Raw genomic sequence first — 16,716 nt, forward strand, 5'->3', positions numbered from 1 at the left:
CAGCCATGCGGGCGGCACTCCTGGCCCTCGGCCTGCTGGCGGTTTCCACCGCCGTGCAGGCCGAGCCAGTGGAGGTGCTGAGTTTTGGCAGCTTCACGCCGCAGGATTACGCCGGGATCATCAACGGCACCTACCGCCAGAGCCCGGTGGAATTGCAGGGGCATCTTTCGCTGCCGCCATCAAGTGGCAGACGCATTCCGGCGGTGGTGATCGTGCCGGGCAGCGGCGGCTATGCGCAATGGATGCAGGATACCGTGGCCGCACCACTGAACCGCATCGGCATCGCCACGCTGATCGTTGATAGCTTCAGTGGCCGTGGCGTGAAGGAAACTGCCCGCGACCAGGGCCGGGTGCCGATGGCCGCCTCGGTGCTGGATGGTTTTCAGGCACTCGCCATGCTGGCACGGCATCCCGGCATCGACGGGCAGCGGATCGGCATCACCGGCTTTTCGCGCGGCGGCGTCGCGGCGCTGTTCACGGCCGAGCGCCGCCTTGCCGATGCCCTGGCCGCAGGCAATCCGGGGCAGCCGCGTTTCGCAGCCCACCTGCCCTTCTATCCTGGCTGCTCCACGCAATGGGACAATCCACGTCCGGCGGCGGCGCCACTCCTGCTGCTGCTCGGCGCGCGCGACGACTACACGCCGGCGGCGATCTGCCTTGCCTATGCCGTGCGGCTGCGGCTGGCTGGTGCCGATGTGAACACCAGGCTCTACGACACCGCCGGCCATGCCTGGATGGCAGATTACCCGGCCCGGCGCAGCAACGTGCAGACCTTCGGCGAATGCGATCTCAGGATTGAGGATGACGGCCAGATCCGGGATGCGAAATCCGGCGCCAGCAGCCGCGAAGGCTGGAAGGAATTCGCAGCCAAGGTAATGACCTCCTGCGGCGGCACGGGCGCCACCATCGGCGCCGATGCCGAGGCCCGCATCGCCGCCACCGCCGACATGGTGGCGTTCTTCCGCCGCACCCTGCGGCCCTGACCGGAAACAGAGAGCCCGGAAAAGCAAAGGGCGCGGCCCCGGAAGGCCGCGCCCCTGTATTCAGGCATCCAGGGAAGATCACTCTTCCTGGAAGGCTTCCTCGCGCTTCTTTCGGATCGCCGGCATCAGCACCACCGCCAGCGCCAGCGCCGCCAGCACCAGCATGGTGGCGCTGATCGGGCGGGTGAAGAACACGGTGGGGTCACCACGCGACAGCGTCATGGCGCGGCGCAGGTATTCCTCCATCATCGGGCCGAGGATGAAGCCGAGCAGCATCGGTGCCGGCTCACATTCCAGTTTGGCGAAGATGTAACCCAGCACGCCGAACCCGGCCATCAGATAGACATCGAAGGCCGTGTTGTTGAGGCTGTAAACACCGATGGCGCAGAACACCAGGATGCCTGGGAACAGGATGTGGTAGGGGATGCTGAGCATCCGCACCCACATGCCAATCAGCGGCAGATTCAGCACGATGAGGAAGAAGTTGCCGATCCACATCGAGGCGATGATGCCCCAGAACAAGGCCGGCTGTTCCGTCATCACCGCCGGGCCGGGCTGGATACCCTGGATGATCATGGCGCCGATCATCAGCGCCATCACCGGGTTGGACGGGATGCCCAGCGTCAGCATCGGGATGAACGAGGTCTGTGCGCCGGCATTGTTGGCCGATTCCGGCGCCGCCACGCCCTGGATGGCGCCCTTGCCGAAATTCGCCGAATTCTTCGACATCTTCTTTTCGAGCGAATAGGCGGCAAAGGATGACAGCATGGCGCCGCCACCCGGCAGGATGCCGAGCGCCGAGCCGAGCGCGGTGCCGCGCAGGATCGGCGCCACCATGTCCTTGAAGTCCTGCTTGGTCGGCATCAGGCCGGTGACGTTTTTGACGAACACCGCGCGCGTGCTCTCATCTTCGAGATTCTTGATGATCTCGCCGAGGCCGAACATGCCCATGGCAACCGCGACGAAGCCGATGCCATCGGCCAGTTCAGGCGTATCGAAAGTGAAACGCGGCACGCCGGAATTCACGTCAGTGCCGACCATGCCGAACAGCAGGCCGATCACGATCATGCCGATCGCCTTGAGCAGCGAGCCATGCGCCAGCACCACCGAGGCGACCAGGCCGAGCACCATCAGCGAGAAATATTCGGCGGGACCGAATTTCAGCGCGATCTCGGCCAGCGGTGGCGCGAACACGGCGAGCAGGAAGGTGGCCACCGTGCCGGCGAAGAAGGAGCCGAGCGCAGCAGTGGAAAGCGCCACGCCGGCGCGGCCCTTGCGCGCCATGGCATAGCCATCCAAGGCCGTGATCACCGATGAGCTTTCGCCCGGCAGGTTGATCAGGATGGCCGTGGTGGAGCCGCCATACTGGGCGCCGTAATAGATGCCGGCGAGCATGATCAGCGAGGAAACCGGCGGCAGCGCGAAGGTGGCCGGCAGCAGCATGGCGATGGTGGCGACCGGGCCGAGACCCGGCAGCACACCGATCAGCGTGCCGAGGAATACACCACCGAGGCAATAGAGCAGGTTCAGCGGCGTCAGCGCGGCGTCGAACCCGATAGCGAGATTTTGCAGCAGTTCCATGGTTCGATCCTCAATTACCGCCGAGCCAGGGGCCCAGGATGGGGATCGGCAGCCCCAGCGCCTTGACGAAGACCAGGGCACAGAACACCCCCAGCACCACGATCATGATGACGGTGTTCTTGAGCTTGAAGTGCACCGAGGCAACCGCGCTGATCAGGGTGAGCAGGCCGACGGCGGCAACCAGGCCGGCACCGCGTACCGTGATGGCAAAGACGATGCAGCTTACCGTGACCAGTACCAGCCCCTTGAGCGCAAAGCCGGTTATCGGCTCGCCACGGCCGATAACGCCGCGCAGGATCACCGCCACGCCGATAATGCAGAGAATGGCAGCCAGCAGTGTCGGGAAGAAAGCCGGCCCCATGCGCCGCGCCGTGCCGAACGAATAATCCTGGCCGATGATTAGGAAGCCGAGGCCAAGGACGAGGAACAACACCCCCGACCAGAAATCCTTCGGATTGCGGATCAATCCCTGCATCATATCCCCCTTGGTGACGGCCGTTCTTTTCTGGCCGCTGCTATCTGGCTCCCGGCCCGTTCCACTGACGGCCCTGTTTTACAGGCGGCAAGGCCTCCCTGCCCTCCGCCATACGCTTACGCCTGCCCCGCTGCAAGCGGAACAGGCGTATCGTTTACGACAAATTATTGAGATACGGAACTTATTAGTCGGCGTACTCGCCGGCCGCCTTGATCACCGGCGCCCACTTGGCGATTTCGGCCTTGAGATGGGCAGAAAGCGCGGCCGGGGTGGCCTTGTCCTGCGCCACCGGCTCGGTGCCGAGTTCGGCAAAGCGGGTAACAACCAGCGGATCCTTCAGCGCCGCCTGGAGCGCACCGGCCAGCTTGTCGATCACCGGCTTCGGCGTACCCTTCGGGGCGTAGACGCCATGCCACACCGCCACTTCAAAGCCCGGCAGGCCGGAGCTGTCCATGGTCGGCAGGTCCGGCAGCGCCGGCACCTTGGTCTTGGTGGTGACGGCATAGGCCTTGATCTTGCCGCCCTTGATCTGGCCGGTGGTGTTGGTGGTCTGGTCGCACATCAGGTCGATCTGGCCGCCCAGCAGGTCGTTCATGGCCGGGCCGGTGCCCTTGTAGGGCACGGTGGTCATCTGGGTCTGCAGGGCGCTCATCAGCATCAGGCCGCAGAGATGCGACGCGGCGCCAACGCCGGCATTGCCGTAGGAAATCTTGTCCTTGTTGGTCTTGATGTAAGAGACCAGTTCCTTGAAATCCTTCGGCGGCAGGCCGGTCTTCGCCACCAGGGTCATCGGCACGTCAGTGACCAGGCCGATGGCTTCGAAATCATTGATGGTGTCATAGGGCAGCTTGCGGTACAGCGTGGCGCTGGTGGCATGGCCGATATGGTGCAGGAAGATGGTGTAGCCATCGCCCGCCGAACGGGCCACGCGCGCCGCGCCGAGAGTACCGCCGGCGCCGCCGACATTCTCAACGATGATCTGCTGCTTCAGCGTGTTGCCCATCGACTGCGCCAGCAGGCGGGCAACCGTGTCAGTCGGGCCACCAGCGGCAAACGGCACCACCATGGTGATGACCTTGTTCGGGTAATCCTGCGCCTGGGCGGCGCTGCCAGCCATGGCGATCAGGCCGGCGGCGATGCCGGCAAACAGCTTCTTCATAGGGTGTCCCTCCTTAATCGCGCCCTCTCATTAGGACGCCTTATATCGGTCGCTAATATTGTTGCGCAGAGGCTCGCTGGCAAGCCTTTTCCGCAATGTAAGGCTGCATTTAGCGGAAATGCCTAATCCGTAACCAGATTGAGGCCGAGCAGCAGATTGCGCACTTCCTGGCGCGCGGCGGCCTGCGCCATCGAGAGGCCACCGCCGGTCTTGTCGAGGTCCAGCAGGGTCAGTCCGGAGAGGAACAATTCGCGGAAAATCACGCGTTCTGACAGGCCGGGCAGAAAGCGGAAGCCGATCCGCTTTTCCAGCGACTGCAGCACCTGGCCGACATGGCGCTTATTGCGGGCGTCGAGATGCGACACGCGGTTGCGAATCACCACCCAGTCGATGCTCTGGCGGTCACGGTTGAAGCGCTGCTTGCGCTGCTCCCAGACCATCTCGGCATAGCGGCTGGGCTTCAGCACCCGCAGCGTCTCGGCATCAACGGTGGCCAGCAGGTCGACATCGATGAAGCTGTCATTCACCGGGGTAAGTAGCTGGTCGGCAAAAGAGTGACCCAGCCTGGAGAGATGCGTATCGGCACCGGGGCAGTCGATAAGGATGAAATCATGCTCCGGCGCGAAACCATCCAGCGCGGCGCGGAACCGCGCGGCCTCGTCGGCCTCGGCTTCAGTGCGGGTCTCATGCTCGCTCGGCGTCACCACGGCGAAGGACGGCATCGCCAGCCGCACGCCATGGCGCGTGATATAGGCCTGCCGGTTCTCCAGGTAGCGCGCCAGGGTGCGCTGGCGACCATCGAGATCAATCGCCGCCACCCGGCCGCCTTCCAGCGCCAGGCCGATCAGCACATGCATCGAGGTGGTGGATTTGCCCGAGCCGCCTTTTTCGTTGCCGACAACAATGACGCGCGGCATTCAGAGCAGACCCAGACTACGCAGTTCAGCGATCAGCTTCGGCGGCAGGTCTGCGGCGCCTTCGCCAGCCTTGCTGAGATCGGGCGGCGCATCGGCATCTTCCAGATAGCGCCAGCCCTGATGCGGACGGCGCGGCTGCGGCAGCACCGGAATCAGCTTGGCTTCCAGCTTGATGGCGCAATGCGGGCCATCATCCAGCGTCACTTCATCAAGCGCGAGAATACGGGTGCGGGCGCAGAGCTGACCCTTCACCACCCAGTAGAGCGAGCCGCCATCCAGCACTTCCTTGTCGCGCTTCGGGCGATGGCGTGTCACATGGGTGAAATGCCCAGGCTGCTGCTTGCCCTTGGCGCCTTCCGCGCGCGCCTTCAGGCGTTCGCGGAAATGTTCCAGGCTTTCAATACCAACAGCAAGCTTGAGCAGATGAACCGGCATCAAATCTTCGATTTCAAGGCCTTGGCGACACTCGATACCGGCGGACGGCCGAGCTTCTCGGATATCCACCAGGCGGTGCGCACCAATTGCTTGAGATCGAAGCCGCTGTCAATGCCGAGGCCTTCCAGCATGTAGACCAGATCCTCGGTGGCGAGATTGCCGGTGGCGCCCGGCGCATAGGGGCAGCCGCCGAGGCCGGCGACCGACGCATCATGGCTGGTGATGCCCATTTCCAGCGAAGCATAGGTATTCGCCAAGGCCTGGCCGTAGGTGTCATGGAAATGCATGCCGATGCGGTCGAGCGGAATGAATTTCGCGGTTTCCTCGATCACCCGCTTGGTCTTGCCGGGTGTGCCGGTGCCGATGGTATCGCCCAAGCCAATATCGTCGCAGCCCATATCGGCAAGCTGCTTGGCGATGCCAGCCACCTTCACCGGATCGACCTCGCCCTCGAACGGGCAGCCCAGCACCACGGAAACGAAGCCGCGCACGCGCACGCCATCGGCCTTGGCCTTCTGCACCACCGGGCGGAACCGTTCCAGGCTCTCGTCAATCGAACAATTGACGTTGCGCTGGGAAAAACTTTCGGAACCGGCTGCGAATACCGCGATGGCACGGGCGCCATACTGCTTGGCGGCGTCGTAGCCTTTCTCGTTCGGCGTCAGCACCTGATAGGTGACGCCCGGCTTGCGCGTAATCCGCGTCATCACATCGGCCGCATCACCCATCTGCGGCACCCATTTCGGCGACACGAAACTGGTTGCCTCGATATAGGTGGCGCCGCATTCCACCAAGCGCTCGATCAGTTCCACCTTCACATCGGTGGGCACCACGCCCTTCTCGTTCTGCAAGCCATCACGCGGACCGGCTTCCCACAGGCGAATCTTGCTCGGCAGGCTCATGGCATCATCCTTCCGCTTCGAGCGCGATCAATGTCGCACCCTCGCTCACCTGGTCGCCGGCCTTGAAGTTCAGCTTGGCGACCTTGCCGCGCGACGGCGCCGCGATGGTGTGTTCCATCTTCATGGCTTCCAGCACCATCAGGGCCTGGCCCTTCTCCACGGCAGCGCCTTCCGCCACCAGCACCTGCACTACCTTGCCCGGCATCGGCGCGGTAAGCGCGCCGCCGGCGGCTTCATCCAGCTCACCCGCCGCCAGCGGATCGATCAGGCTCAGCTTCTGCACCCGGCCGGGCAGCAGCAGCGTGAGGTCCAATCCCTGGCGCACCAGGCCGATGCTGCAACGGCGCTCATCCACCACCGCCTCCAGGCTGCCATCCTGCAGCTTGCCGGACGCCATGACCACGGCACCGCCCGGCAGCTTCACCCGGATGGCATCATCGGCGGCATATTCGATGCGCAGCCTGGTCTCGCTCTCGCCTTCGCGGAAGCTGAGTTCATCATAGCCCTGATCATTGAGGCGCCAGCCATTCACCGCCGCCCAGGGCGACCACGGATCACCCTTGCTGCCGGCCCGCTGTGCGCGGCGCTCCAACACCACGGCAAGGGCCGCGAGCGCCAGGGTGCCGGCATCGGCAGGCTGCTGTGGCGGAATCAGGCCATCGCGGAAACGCTCGATGAAACCGGTATCGAGGTCGCCCTCGCCGAAAGCCGGATGGCCGGCCAGGGCGATCAAAAATGGAATATTCGTGGTGACGCCAGCCACCTGATACTGCGCCAAGGCCTGGCCCATGCGGCGCAGGGCGGCGCCACGGTCATGATCCCACACGATCAGCTTGGCGATCATCGGATCGTAGAACGGCGTCACACTGTCATTCTCGCGCACGCCAGTATCGACGCGCACATGCGCATCCTCCGGCGGCGGCCGCAGGCGATGCAGCTTGCCCACCGAGGGCAGGAAGTTCTTGTTCGGATCCTCGGCATAGATGCGCGCCTCGACCGCATGGCCGTCGATGCGCAAAGCCTCCTGGCGCAGCGGCAGCGGATTGCCGGCGGCAACCCGCAACTGCCATTCCACCAGATCCTGGCCGGTGATCATCTCGGTCACCGGATGCTCCACCTGCAGGCGGGTATTCATTTCCATGAAATAGAAGCGGTCCGGCTTCAGGCCGTCGCTGACATCGGCAATGAATTCCACCGTGCCGGCGCCGACATAGCCAATCGCCTTGGCAGCATTCACCGCCGCCTGCCCCATCGCCTGGCGCATCGCCGCCGGCATGCCCGGCGCCGGTGCCTCCTCCAGCACCTTCTGATGCCGCCGCTGCACGCTGCAATCGCGTTCGAACAGATGCACAGCATTGCCTTGCGTATCGGCGAAAACCTGGATCTCGATATGGCGCGGCTTGATCAGATACTTTTCCAGCAGCACACGGTCATTGCCGAAAGCATTGGCGCCCTCGCGCTGCGCCCCGGCAAGAGCTGACTTGAAATCGGCGGCCTTGTCGACCCGGCGCATACCCTTGCCGCCACCGCCGGCCACGGCCTTGATCAGCACCGGCCAGCCGATGCGCTCAGCCTCGCCCAGCAGGAAATCGGCATCCTGGTTGTCGCCGTGATAACCCGGCACCACGGGCACGCGGGCTTCCTGCATCAGCGCCTTGGCGGCGCCTTTCAGGCCCATGGCGCGGATGGCGGAAGCCGGCGGACCGATGAACACCAGCCCGGCCCCGGCCAGGGCATCGGCGAATTCGGCGTTCTCGGAGAGGAAGCCATAGCCGGGATGGATCGCTTCCGCACCGGTGGCCTTGGCGGCGGCGATGATGGCATCGGCACGCAGGTAGCTTTCGCGTACAGCAGCCGGGCCGATGCGCACGGCCTCATCGGCCATCGCCACATGGCGCGCGCCGGCATCGGCATCGGAATAGACCGCGACGGTGGCGATACCCAGGCGCCGTGCGGTGCGGATCACCCGGCAGGCGATTTCGCCGCGATTGGCGATCAGGATTTTGCGGAACATCTGCTTCTCCCTATTCGCCTCAGGCCGTCCAGGCCGGCTTGCGCTTGGCAAAGAAGGAGGCAAGCCCTTCCTGGCCTTCAGCGCTGGCGCGGCGGTCGGCAATATTCCTGGCGGTGAACTGCATCACCGCCTCGGTGACATCGGCTTCATAGGCGACTTCACGGATCAGCAGCTTGCTGTCCATGATGGCGCCCGGCGCGCCGAGCAGCAGATCGGCTACCACGCGCTCGCCGCGCGCCTTGAGGTCATCCACATCCTCGGCCAGTTCATGCACCAGGCCGATGCGCTGCGCTTCCGCGCCATCGAACCGCTCGGCGGTAAGGAAATAGCGCCGCGCCTGGCGCGGGCCGATGGCCGCCACCACGTAGGGCGAGATCGTTGCCGGACTGAGGCCCAGCCGCACTTCGGTCAGCGCGAACTTGGTATCGCGCACGGCAATGGCGATGTCGCTGCAGGAAACCAGGCCAGTGCCACCGGCCATGCAATTGCCCTGCACCAGCGCCACCGTTGCCTGCGGCAGGTCGTTCAGCGTCTTGAACAGCCGCGCCAGCACCATGGTCTGCGCCAGGTTGGTGGCATAATCCTGCTGGCCGGAACGGCGCATCCAGTCGAGATCGCCGCCGGCAGAGAAGCTCTTGCCCTCGCCCCGGATCACCACCACGCGGATATCGCTGCGGCCCTTGATCTCGGTGAAGATCGCCAGCAGGCGATCGATCACCTGATCGTTGAAACAGTTATGCACCGCCGGGCGGTTCAGCGTGACGCTGGCCACGCCGCGGGCATCCACATCGAAGAGAACCAGTTCGTCGCTCGGTTGGTTGCTCATGGCGGCCATCACATCCGGAAGACGCCGAACTTGGTCGGCGCGAAGGGGGCGTTATGCGCGGCACTCAAACCCAGGGCCAGCATCATGCGGGTATCCAGCGGATCGATGATGCCATCGTCCCACAGCCGGGCCGAGGCATAATAGGGATGCCCCTGGCGGTCATACTGCGCGCGGATCGGGTTCTTGAAGGCCTCCTCATCCTCGCGGCTCCACTGGCCGCCGGATGCCTCGATGCCATCACGCTTCACGGTCGCCAGCACACTGGCCGCCTGCTCGCCGCCCATCACCGAGATGCGCGAATTCGGCCACATGAATAGGAAGCGCGGCGAATAGGCGCGACCACACATGCCGTAATTGCCAGCGCCATAGGAGCCGCCGATGATCACGGTGAATTTCGGCACATTGGCGCAAGACACGGCGGTAACCAGCTTGGCGCCATCCTTGGCGATGCCGCCGGCCTCGTATTTCTTGCCGACCATGAAGCCGGTGATGTTCTGCAGGAACAGCAGCGGGATGCCGCGCTGGCAGCATAGCTCGATGAAATGCGCGCCCTTCAGCGAGCTTTCCGAGAACAGGATGCCATTATTGGCGATGATGCCGACCGGATAGCCATGGATGCGGGCGAAGCCGCAGACCAGGGTGGCGCCATAGAGTTTCTTGAATTCGTCGAATTCGGAATCATCCACCAGGCGCGCGATGATCTCGCGCACATCGAAGGGCACGCGCCCCTCCTTCGGGATGATGCCGTAGAGTTCCGCCGGATCGAAGCGCGGCGGCTTCGGCGCCCGCACATCGCCCGATACCTGCTTGGTGGAATTGAGATTGCCGACGATGCGGCGGGCAATGCCGAGCGCATGAGCATCGTTCATGGCGTAATGGTCGGTGACACCGGAGGTGCGCGAATGGACATCGGCACCGCCAAGGTCTTCCGCCGATACCACCTCGCCAGTCGCCGCCTTCACCAGCGGCGGGCCGGCCAGGAAGATGGTGCCCTGGTTGCGCACGATCACGGTTTCATCCGACATCGCCGGCATGTAGGCACCGCCGGCGGTGCAGGAACCCATCACCACCGCGATCTGCGGAATACCATCGGCGGAGAGGTTGGCCTGATTATAGAAGATGCGGCCGAAATGCTCCTTGTCGGGAAACACCTCGTCCCAGGTCGGCAGGTTGGCGCCGCCGGAATCGACCAGATAGATGCAGGGCAGCCGGTTCTCGCGCGCGATCTCCTGCGCGCGCAGATGCTTCTTCACCGTCATCGGGAAGTAGGTACCGCCCTTCACCGTGGCGTCATTGCAGATCACCACACATTCGCGGCCCATCACACTGCCGATGCCGGTGATGATGCCGGAAGCGTGGATATCGCCGCCATACATGTCATAGGCGGCGAACTGGCTGAGTTCCAGGAAGGGCGAGCCGGGATCGAGCAAGGTGCGCACGCGGTCGCGCGGCAGCAGCTTGCCGCGCGAGAGATGCTTCTCGCGCGCCTTCTCGCCGCCGCCCTGCTTGATCATGCCGACCTTTGCCTTCAGGTCGGCGACCAGAGATGCCATATGGGCGGCATTCTCCTGAAATGCGGCGGATCGCGGGTCTAGCTGGGTGCTGAGCGCGCTCATGGACGGCCTTTTGCCTTGCTCTTGGAATAGGTTCGCTCTCGGGCGTTGAGGCAAACCATGCCAGCCCCTTCCAGGCCCTGCAAGGGGGAGCCGGGGAATTGCCCACCCCTGGCAATTTTCCTTTTCTATCGCGATAATCGACGCCAACTATGGAGGAAGCAGAGCAATGAGCGATTTCGATCTTTCCGGCAAGGTGGCCCTGGTTACTGGCGGCAACGGCGGCATTGGCCTGGGCATGGCCGAGGGGTTAGCACGGGCGGGCTGCGATCTGGTGATCTGGGGCGGCAATCCGGAGAAGAACGCCGCCGCCGAGGCCAAACTCAAGGCCTATGGCCGCCGCGTGCTGGTGCAGCGCTGCAATGTGGTGAACGAGGCGGAAGTTGAAAGCTGCTTCGCCGAGGCGTTGCAGACCATGGGCCGGATCGACGGCTGCTTCGCCAATGCCGGTGTGAGCCAGAAGCGCGCGCCCATGCACCAGTTGAGCACCGAGGAATGGAAGCGCGTGCTGGGCGTCAACCTGGATGGCGCCTTCTACACGCTCCGCGCCGCTGCCCGCCACATGGTGGACCGCGCCAAGAACGGCGATGCCTTCGGCCGCCTTGTCGGCATGGCTTCCACCGCCGGCATCCATGGCGCTGCCGGTGCCACCTCCTATGCCGCCACCAAGGGCGCCATGCTGTCGGTGGTCCGCGCCCTGGCCGTGGAAATGGCGCGCTACAATGTCACCGCCAATTCCATCCTGCCGGGCTGGATCGAAACCGAGATGACCGCCGCCGGTGTCGCCGATCCGAGATTCGCCGGTGCCGTGCTGCCGCGCATCCCGGCGCGGCGCTGGGGCCAGGGCAATGATTTCGCCGGCATCGCGGTGTATCTGATGAGCGACACCAGCCGCTACCATACCGGCGACAGCTTCGTCATCGACGGCGCCTATACCATTTACTGATGCCGACCATCGCCGCCTATATCAGCGCGGCTTTCGCCGAGATCGCCGGTTGCTTCGCCTTCTGGGCCTGGGCGCGGATGCACAAATCCGCGCTCTGGCTGCTGCCCGGCGTGGCATCGCTGGTATTGTTCGCCTGGCTGCTGACCAAGGTGGACAGCGACGCGGCGGGCCGTGCCTATGCCGCCTATGGCGGTGTCTATATCGCGGCTTCGCTGCTCTGGCTCTGGGCCGTGGAAGGCATGCGGCCGGATCGCTGGGATGTCGCCGGCAGCCTGCTCTGCCTGATCGGTGCCGGCATCATCCTGTTCGGGCCGCGCACCGCCTAGGTCAGCCCGGCCTCAACCGCAGCCACTGCATGCGCAGGATGCCGGCCAGGATCACGGCGCCGCCGATGATCTGCTGCGGCGACACGGCCGCGCCAAAGAACAGGGCCGCTACAATCACCGAAAAGACCGGCGCCAGATTGCCATAGAGCGATGCCACCGGCACGCCGACATGGCTGACGCCGTAATTCCACAGCACGATGGCGGCACCGGCGCCGCCCAAGGCCATCCAGGCCAGCATGAACCAGGTGCCGGTGCTCGGCCATTCACTCGGCAGGCGGCCCGGCGAGACTGCGTTGATGATGATGAAAGCCACCACGATGTAGCCGGCTCCGGCCAGCGACGTGAGGAAACTGATGCGGAGCTGGCTCCAGCCTGATGGCGTCAGCCATTCCTGGGCTTTCAGCGAATAGAGCGTCCAGCTCAACTGCGCGCCGATCAGCAGGATTTCGCCGAGATAGGGTATATTGCCGCTGGCCTCGGCACGGGGCCGCACCGCATCCAGTGCCACCATGGCACCGCCGATCACCGCCGCCAGCAGGGCAATCCCGAAGCCGCGCGCCAGCGGCACGCGGTACAGCAACTTGCTCAGGATCGTGGCGATCAGCGGGCCGCAGCTGATCACGATGGCGGAACTGATCGGATCCGACAGCATGATGCCGAAGGTGAACATCAGCGAGAAGCAGGCCATCATGGCACCCAGCCGCACCAGCGGCTTGCGCGGCAAAGGTCCATTGAACGGGGAATGCCGATCAACGACGTGGCACAGCAGGAACAGCGGCAAGGCAGGCAGCAGGTAGCGGATCAGGGCCAGGAAGAACGGATCGAAGACTTCCGTTGCCAGCGCATGGGTCATCGGGATCATGCCGCCCCAGAGGAGCGACGTGAGCACCAGACCACCAATGGCCAGGCCGCTGCCCGCTTTGGGCGCTGGATTCACGTGTTTTCCTTCATTACCAGCCGCCCCGCCTACCAGCCGCCGCTGCTGAGCCAGCGATCCAGCATGTCGAAGCGGTCCGCACCCCAGAAAGGCTCGCCATCGGCGAACACGAAGGGCGCGCCGAACACGCCACATTCTGTCACCGCCGCTTCCACCGCCTGCTTGAACGCCGCCTTGGTCTCGGCACTTTCGAAACCGGCCCGCAGCGCGGCGCCATCAATGCCAAGTCCCTCGGCAATCGCCACCACGGTATCGGGCGCGGAAATATCGCGGCCATCGACAAAGTAAGCAATGTAGACCGCCTTGATGAAGGCCGTTGCCTTATCGGGTTGATGCTGCTGCAGCCACAGCGCGCCACGCGCCGCCGCCTGGGTGGCAATCGGGAAATTCGCCGGCATGTTGAACGGGATGCCAAGCTCGCGCGCCGAACGGTCGAAGTCGCGCCGCGAATAGTCACCTTTCAGCGGATACTGAGTCAGCGGCTGGGTGCCGGCGATCTTGAAGGCGACGCCGAGCAGCATCGGATGCCAGTTGACGCCACGGCCATGCTTCGCCGCCAGCGCCTCGATGCGCATCGCGCCGATATAGGCGTAGGGCGAGGAAAAATCGAAATAGAAATCCAGCGGGGCAGCCATGGCTCCTCCAAATAGCGCCAATTTTTATATAGTCTAGCCGAAGCGGAACAATTGCCGGAAGCGGCGGACTACCGGATGTTCCTCCGGCTCCAGCTCAAGGCCGACCTGGGTGATGCGGGTACCCTTGATCTCGCGCACCACCAGCTCCACCGGGCCAAGCCGCACGCGGTCACCCACCACCGCTGCGTGGCGCAGGCGGCGGCGGATGAAGGCGCCAACCAGTTCATCACGGTAGCGCGCCTCGACTTCAACTCCATACATGACACTGAGCGAACCCAGCAGCGTATCGGCCGGGATGGTGAATTCACCGAACACTTCGTCACCCGGCACATTGGCGCGCTGCTTGCGGTCCGGCAGCGCGAACAGACGGTCGAGGGAGAAAAGCTGCTCCGGCGGCGCCAGCACCAGCACATAGTCACCAGCTTCCAGCCGCTCCAGCTTGGCACGGTCCATCACCGTGCCGTCACGGATCACGGTAATGATACGGGAGCGTCGCGGCAGAGGGATTTCGGCATAAGGATAACCTGCCGCAATACAGCGCGGTTCCACCCGATAACTGGCGATATCACGATCCAGGGCATTGCCAAGGTCAATGTCGGTACGGGTCGGTGCCTCCACCGGCGGCGGCAGTTCGAGGCCGAACAGCCGCGCCGCAACGCCGATGGTCCAGCCTTGCAGCAGCAGCGAAGCGACGACACAGAAGAAGGCTATGGAGATATAAATCCCGGCATTCGGCACCCCGGAAAGCACCGGGATGGTAGCCAGGAAGATCGGCACCGCGCCGCGCAGGCCGACCCAGGAGATGAAGCCGATCTCGGGCAGCGTGTAGCGGAAGGGCAGCAGGCAGAGCCCCACCGCCAGCGGTCGGGCGAACACGATCAGGATGATGGCGACCGCAATGCCAGGCACGATATCGGGCTTCATGGCGCTTGGCGTCATCAGCAGGCCGAGCAGCAGGAACATGACGATCTGGCCGAGCCAGCTCAAGCCATCGAAGAAGCGCAGGATCACCTGGGCGCCACGATGGCGCCGGTTGCCCAGTACGAGGCCGGCGACATAGACCGCGATATAGCCCGAGGCGAGGATGAAATGGGCGCCGGAGAAAATCAGCAAGGTCGCCGCCATGGCAACGATGGGATAGAGGCCGCCCGCCACCGGCACGCGGTTGAACAGGGCCACCAGGGCAAAGCCGCCGGCAGCGCCGATCAGGGCACCGCCCAGCATCTGCGCCAGGAATTGTATCGCCAGCGCCAGACTGGTCGGCGGCTGCCCCAGGCTTAGCAACTCCACGCAGGCCATGGTGAGGAAAATCGCCATCGGATCGTTGAGGCCGGATTCGACTTCCAGCGTGCCGCTGACGCGTTTCTGCAATGCCAGGCCGCGCACATTGAGCAGGAAGAACACCGCAGCCGCGTCGGTGGAGCCGACGATGGCACCGACCAGGAAGGATTCCAGCCAGCCGATGCCGGCGATCCAGTGGGTTGCCACGGCTACAAGGGCGGCGGTAAGCACCACGCCGACCGTCGCCAGGCTCAGGGCCGGCCCGGCCACCAGCTTCACGGTAGAGAATTTGGTGCGCAGGCCGCCATCGAACAGGATGATCGCCAGGGCCGCCGAGCCGACCGAATAGGTCAGGCCGAAATCGCTGAAATCGATGCCGCCGGGGCCGTCAATACCGGCCAGCAGGCCAAGGCCGAGGAACACGAGCAGGAAGGGCACGCCGAAACGGCTGGAGGCCGAGCCGGCGAAAATGCTGACCAGGATCAACAGGGAGGCGATGAACAGTATGTTATTGGCCTGGCTCAACCCACCCTGTCTCCCTCTGCTGTTTTATCCGCTGCCGGCAAGCGAGCGGCTGATCACCAACCGCTGCACGTCGCTGGTGCCCTCGTAAATCTGGCACACCCGCACGTCGCGGTAGATTCGCTCCACCGGGAAATCGGCAAGATAGCCATAACCGCCATGGATCTGGATCGATTCGGAGCATACCTGCTCGGCCATTTCAGACGCAAATAATTTGGCCATGCTGGCTTCTTTCAGGCAGGGCTGGCCCGCATCCTTGAGCCGTGCGGCATTGTGTACCATCAGCCGCGCCGCCTCGATCCGGGTGGCCATGTCGGCCAGCCGGAAGCCGACCGCCTGGTGGTTGATGATCGCGGTGCCGAAGGCCTGACGCTGGCCGGCATAGGCCAGCGCCGCCTCGAAAGCCGCCCGCGCCATGCCCACCGACTGCGCCGCGATGCCGATACGGCCGGATTCCAGATTGGCGAGTGCAATGCGGTAGCCCTCGCCTTCCGCGCCGAGCAGGGCATCGCCCGGCACCACCAGGTCCTCGAATACCAGCTGGCAGGTATCGGAGCATTTCTGCCCCAGCTTGCTCTCGATGCTGGCGACCCGGAAGCCCGGCAGGTCGGTGCGCACCAGAAAGCAGGAAATGCCGCGCTTGCCGGCTGCCGCATCGGTAACGGCAAAGATCAGCGCCGCCTTGGCAATGCTGCCCGAGGTGATGAACTGCTTGGTGCCGCTGATCACCCAATCGTTACCCTGGCGCCGGGCCTTGGTCTTGAGATTGGCGGCATCCGAGCCGGCCTGCGGCTCGGTGAGGCAGAAGGCGCCGATCCACTCGCCGCGCGCCAGCGGCTGCAGGAAGTCGCGCTTCTGCTGCTCGTTGCCATAGCGCAGGATCGCTGCGCATACAGGACTGTTGTTGACAGACATAATGGTGCTGACGGCGCCATCGGCGGCGGCGATTTCCTCCAGCGCCAGCACATAGCTGACGAAATCGGCTCCCGCCCCACCCCATTCCTCCGGCACCCCCATGCCGAGCAGGCCAAGGCCGCCCATCTCGCGCAGCAGGTCCATCGGCGGCTTGGCGCTGCGGTCGCGCTCGGCGGCCCCAGGCACTAAACGGTCCCGGGCGAAATCCCGCGCCATGTCGCGGATCATGCTCTGGTCCTGGTTCAGCAT

Annotated in this window: 16 protein-coding genes; 3 read left to right on the forward strand and 13 right to left on the reverse strand. The window is 64.4% G+C overall.

Going from position 1 to position 16,716, the window contains the following annotated elements; genetic code table 11:
* The first annotated feature begins 5 nt into the window (after window positions 1–5).
* Window positions 6–983 (forward strand): dienelactone hydrolase family protein, encoded by a 978-nt coding sequence (locus tag ACQY7X_RS20935; protein ID WP_428247435.1) that lies wholly within the window; start codon window positions 6–8, stop codon window positions 981–983.
* A gap of 78 nt (window positions 984–1,061) precedes the next feature.
* On the opposite strand, the gene ACQY7X_RS20940 is transcribed toward ACQY7X_RS20935, so the two are convergent.
* From ACQY7X_RS20940 to ACQY7X_RS20980, 9 genes are all read right to left on the reverse strand, one after another.
* Window positions 1,062–2,564, reverse strand: coding sequence for a tripartite tricarboxylate transporter permease (locus tag ACQY7X_RS20940; RefSeq protein WP_428247436.1), 1,503 nt, complete (start codon window positions 2,562–2,564; stop codon window positions 1,062–1,064).
* 10 nt (window positions 2,565–2,574) lie between these two features.
* Window positions 2,575–3,042: a tripartite tricarboxylate transporter TctB family protein gene (locus ACQY7X_RS20945; RefSeq protein ID WP_428247437.1), complete on the reverse strand. Its 468-nt coding sequence runs from the start codon at window positions 3,040–3,042 to the stop codon at window positions 2,575–2,577.
* Between the two features lie 181 nt (window positions 3,043–3,223).
* Window positions 3,224–4,198, reverse strand: coding sequence for a tripartite tricarboxylate transporter substrate binding protein BugD (locus tag ACQY7X_RS20950; protein ID WP_428247438.1), 975 nt, complete (start codon window positions 4,196–4,198; stop codon window positions 3,224–3,226).
* A 122-nt stretch (window positions 4,199–4,320) separates the two neighbouring features.
* Complete coding sequence (locus tag ACQY7X_RS20955; protein ID WP_428247439.1) at window positions 4,321–5,115, reverse strand: division plane positioning ATPase MipZ; 795 nt, start codon at window positions 5,113–5,115, stop codon at window positions 4,321–4,323.
* Complete coding sequence (locus ACQY7X_RS20960; RefSeq protein WP_428247440.1) at window positions 5,116–5,550, reverse strand: DUF1489 family protein; 435 nt, start codon at window positions 5,548–5,550, stop codon at window positions 5,116–5,118.
* Window positions 5,550–6,452: a hydroxymethylglutaryl-CoA lyase gene (locus tag ACQY7X_RS20965; RefSeq protein WP_428247441.1), complete on the reverse strand. Its 903-nt coding sequence runs from the start codon at window positions 6,450–6,452 to the stop codon at window positions 5,550–5,552. Before ACQY7X_RS20965 ends, ACQY7X_RS20960 begins: the two co-directional genes overlap by 1 nt.
* A 4-nt stretch (window positions 6,453–6,456) precedes the next feature.
* The gene (locus tag ACQY7X_RS20970) at window positions 6,457–8,466 is read right to left on the reverse strand and encodes an acetyl/propionyl/methylcrotonyl-CoA carboxylase subunit alpha (RefSeq protein ID WP_428247442.1); all 2,010 of its coding nucleotides are present in this window, start codon (window positions 8,464–8,466) and stop codon (window positions 6,457–6,459) included.
* Between the two features lie 19 nt (window positions 8,467–8,485).
* Window positions 8,486–9,292 carry an enoyl-CoA hydratase-related protein gene (locus tag ACQY7X_RS20975; protein WP_428247443.1) on the reverse strand — a complete coding sequence of 269 codons (807 nt, stop codon included), beginning with the start codon at window positions 9,290–9,292 and terminating at the stop codon, window positions 8,486–8,488.
* 8 nt (window positions 9,293–9,300) lie between these two features.
* Window positions 9,301–10,908, reverse strand: a complete 1,608-nt coding sequence (locus ACQY7X_RS20980; protein WP_428247444.1) for a carboxyl transferase domain-containing protein — start codon at window positions 10,906–10,908, stop codon at window positions 9,301–9,303.
* A 166-nt stretch (window positions 10,909–11,074) separates the two neighbouring features.
* On the opposite strand from ACQY7X_RS20980, the gene ACQY7X_RS20985 reads away from it, so the two are divergent.
* Window positions 11,075–11,851 (forward strand): SDR family NAD(P)-dependent oxidoreductase, encoded by a 777-nt coding sequence (locus ACQY7X_RS20985; RefSeq protein WP_428247445.1) that lies wholly within the window; start codon window positions 11,075–11,077, stop codon window positions 11,849–11,851.
* The gene (locus ACQY7X_RS20990; protein ID WP_428247446.1) at window positions 11,851–12,177 is read left to right on the forward strand and encodes a YnfA family protein; all 327 of its coding nucleotides are present in this window, start codon (window positions 11,851–11,853) and stop codon (window positions 12,175–12,177) included. The genes ACQY7X_RS20985 and ACQY7X_RS20990 overlap by 1 nt, the downstream gene beginning before the upstream one ends.
* Before the next feature lies 1 nt (window position 12,178).
* Here the strand turns inward: ACQY7X_RS20990 and ACQY7X_RS20995 are convergent, their stop codons facing one another.
* Genes ACQY7X_RS20995 through ACQY7X_RS21010 form a run of 4 tightly spaced genes read right to left on the reverse strand, consistent with a single transcriptional unit; the run spans window position 12,179 to window position 16,716 of the window.
* On the reverse strand, window positions 12,179–13,114 hold the full coding sequence (locus ACQY7X_RS20995; protein ID WP_428247447.1) for a DMT family transporter: 936 nt from the start codon (window positions 13,112–13,114) through the stop codon (window positions 12,179–12,181).
* 29 nt (window positions 13,115–13,143) lie between these two features.
* Entirely contained in the window at window positions 13,144–13,749 is a 606-nt protein-coding gene (locus ACQY7X_RS21000) for a 2-hydroxychromene-2-carboxylate isomerase (RefSeq protein ID WP_428247448.1), read from the reverse strand.
* Between the two features lie 33 nt (window positions 13,750–13,782).
* A complete protein-coding gene (locus ACQY7X_RS21005) occupies window positions 13,783–15,555 on the reverse strand; it encodes a potassium/proton antiporter (protein ID WP_428247449.1) in 1,773 nt (590 codons plus the stop codon).
* A gap of 24 nt (window positions 15,556–15,579) precedes the next feature.
* Window positions 15,580–16,716 carry an acyl-CoA dehydrogenase family protein gene (locus tag ACQY7X_RS21010; protein WP_428247450.1) on the reverse strand — a complete coding sequence of 379 codons (1,137 nt, stop codon included), beginning with the start codon at window positions 16,714–16,716 and terminating at the stop codon, window positions 15,580–15,582.

The sequence above is a fragment of the Ferrovibrio sp. genome (genome assembly GCF_965278975.1).
Lineage (GTDB): Bacteria > Pseudomonadota > Alphaproteobacteria > Ferrovibrionales > Ferrovibrionaceae > Ferrovibrio.

Coding starts and splice junctions, on each gene's coding strand:
- ACQY7X_RS20935 (WP_428247435.1), top strand. CDS start 6: ATGCGGGCGGCACTCCTGGCCCTCGGCCTGCTGGCGGTTTCCACCGCC.
- ACQY7X_RS20940 (WP_428247436.1), bottom strand. CDS start 2,564: ATGGAACTGCTGCAAAATCTCGCTATCGGGTTCGACGCCGCGCTGACG.
- ACQY7X_RS20945 (WP_428247437.1), bottom strand. CDS start 3,042: ATGATGCAGGGATTGATCCGCAATCCGAAGGATTTCTGGTCGGGGGTG.
- ACQY7X_RS20950 (WP_428247438.1), bottom strand. CDS start 4,198: ATGAAGAAGCTGTTTGCCGGCATCGCCGCCGGCCTGATCGCCATGGCT.
- ACQY7X_RS20955 (WP_428247439.1), bottom strand. CDS start 5,115: ATGCCGCGCGTCATTGTTGTCGGCAACGAAAAAGGCGGCTCGGGCAAA.
- ACQY7X_RS20960 (WP_428247440.1), bottom strand. CDS start 5,550: ATGCCGGTTCATCTGCTCAAGCTTGCTGTTGGTATTGAAAGCCTGGAA.
- ACQY7X_RS20965 (WP_428247441.1), bottom strand. CDS start 6,452: ATGAGCCTGCCGAGCAAGATTCGCCTGTGGGAAGCCGGTCCGCGTGAT.
- ACQY7X_RS20970 (WP_428247442.1), bottom strand. CDS start 8,466: ATGTTCCGCAAAATCCTGATCGCCAATCGCGGCGAAATCGCCTGCCGG.
- ACQY7X_RS20975 (WP_428247443.1), bottom strand. CDS start 9,292: ATGAGCAACCAACCGAGCGACGAACTGGTTCTCTTCGATGTGGATGCC.
- ACQY7X_RS20980 (WP_428247444.1), bottom strand. CDS start 10,908: ATGAGCGCGCTCAGCACCCAGCTAGACCCGCGATCCGCCGCATTTCAG.
- ACQY7X_RS20985 (WP_428247445.1), top strand. CDS start 11,075: ATGAGCGATTTCGATCTTTCCGGCAAGGTGGCCCTGGTTACTGGCGGC.
- ACQY7X_RS20990 (WP_428247446.1), top strand. CDS start 11,851: ATGCCGACCATCGCCGCCTATATCAGCGCGGCTTTCGCCGAGATCGCC.
- ACQY7X_RS21000 (WP_428247448.1), bottom strand. CDS start 13,749: ATGGCTGCCCCGCTGGATTTCTATTTCGATTTTTCCTCGCCCTACGCC.
- ACQY7X_RS21010 (WP_428247450.1), bottom strand. CDS start 16,716: ATGCTGAACCAGGACCAGAGCATGATCCGCGACATGGCGCGGGATTTC.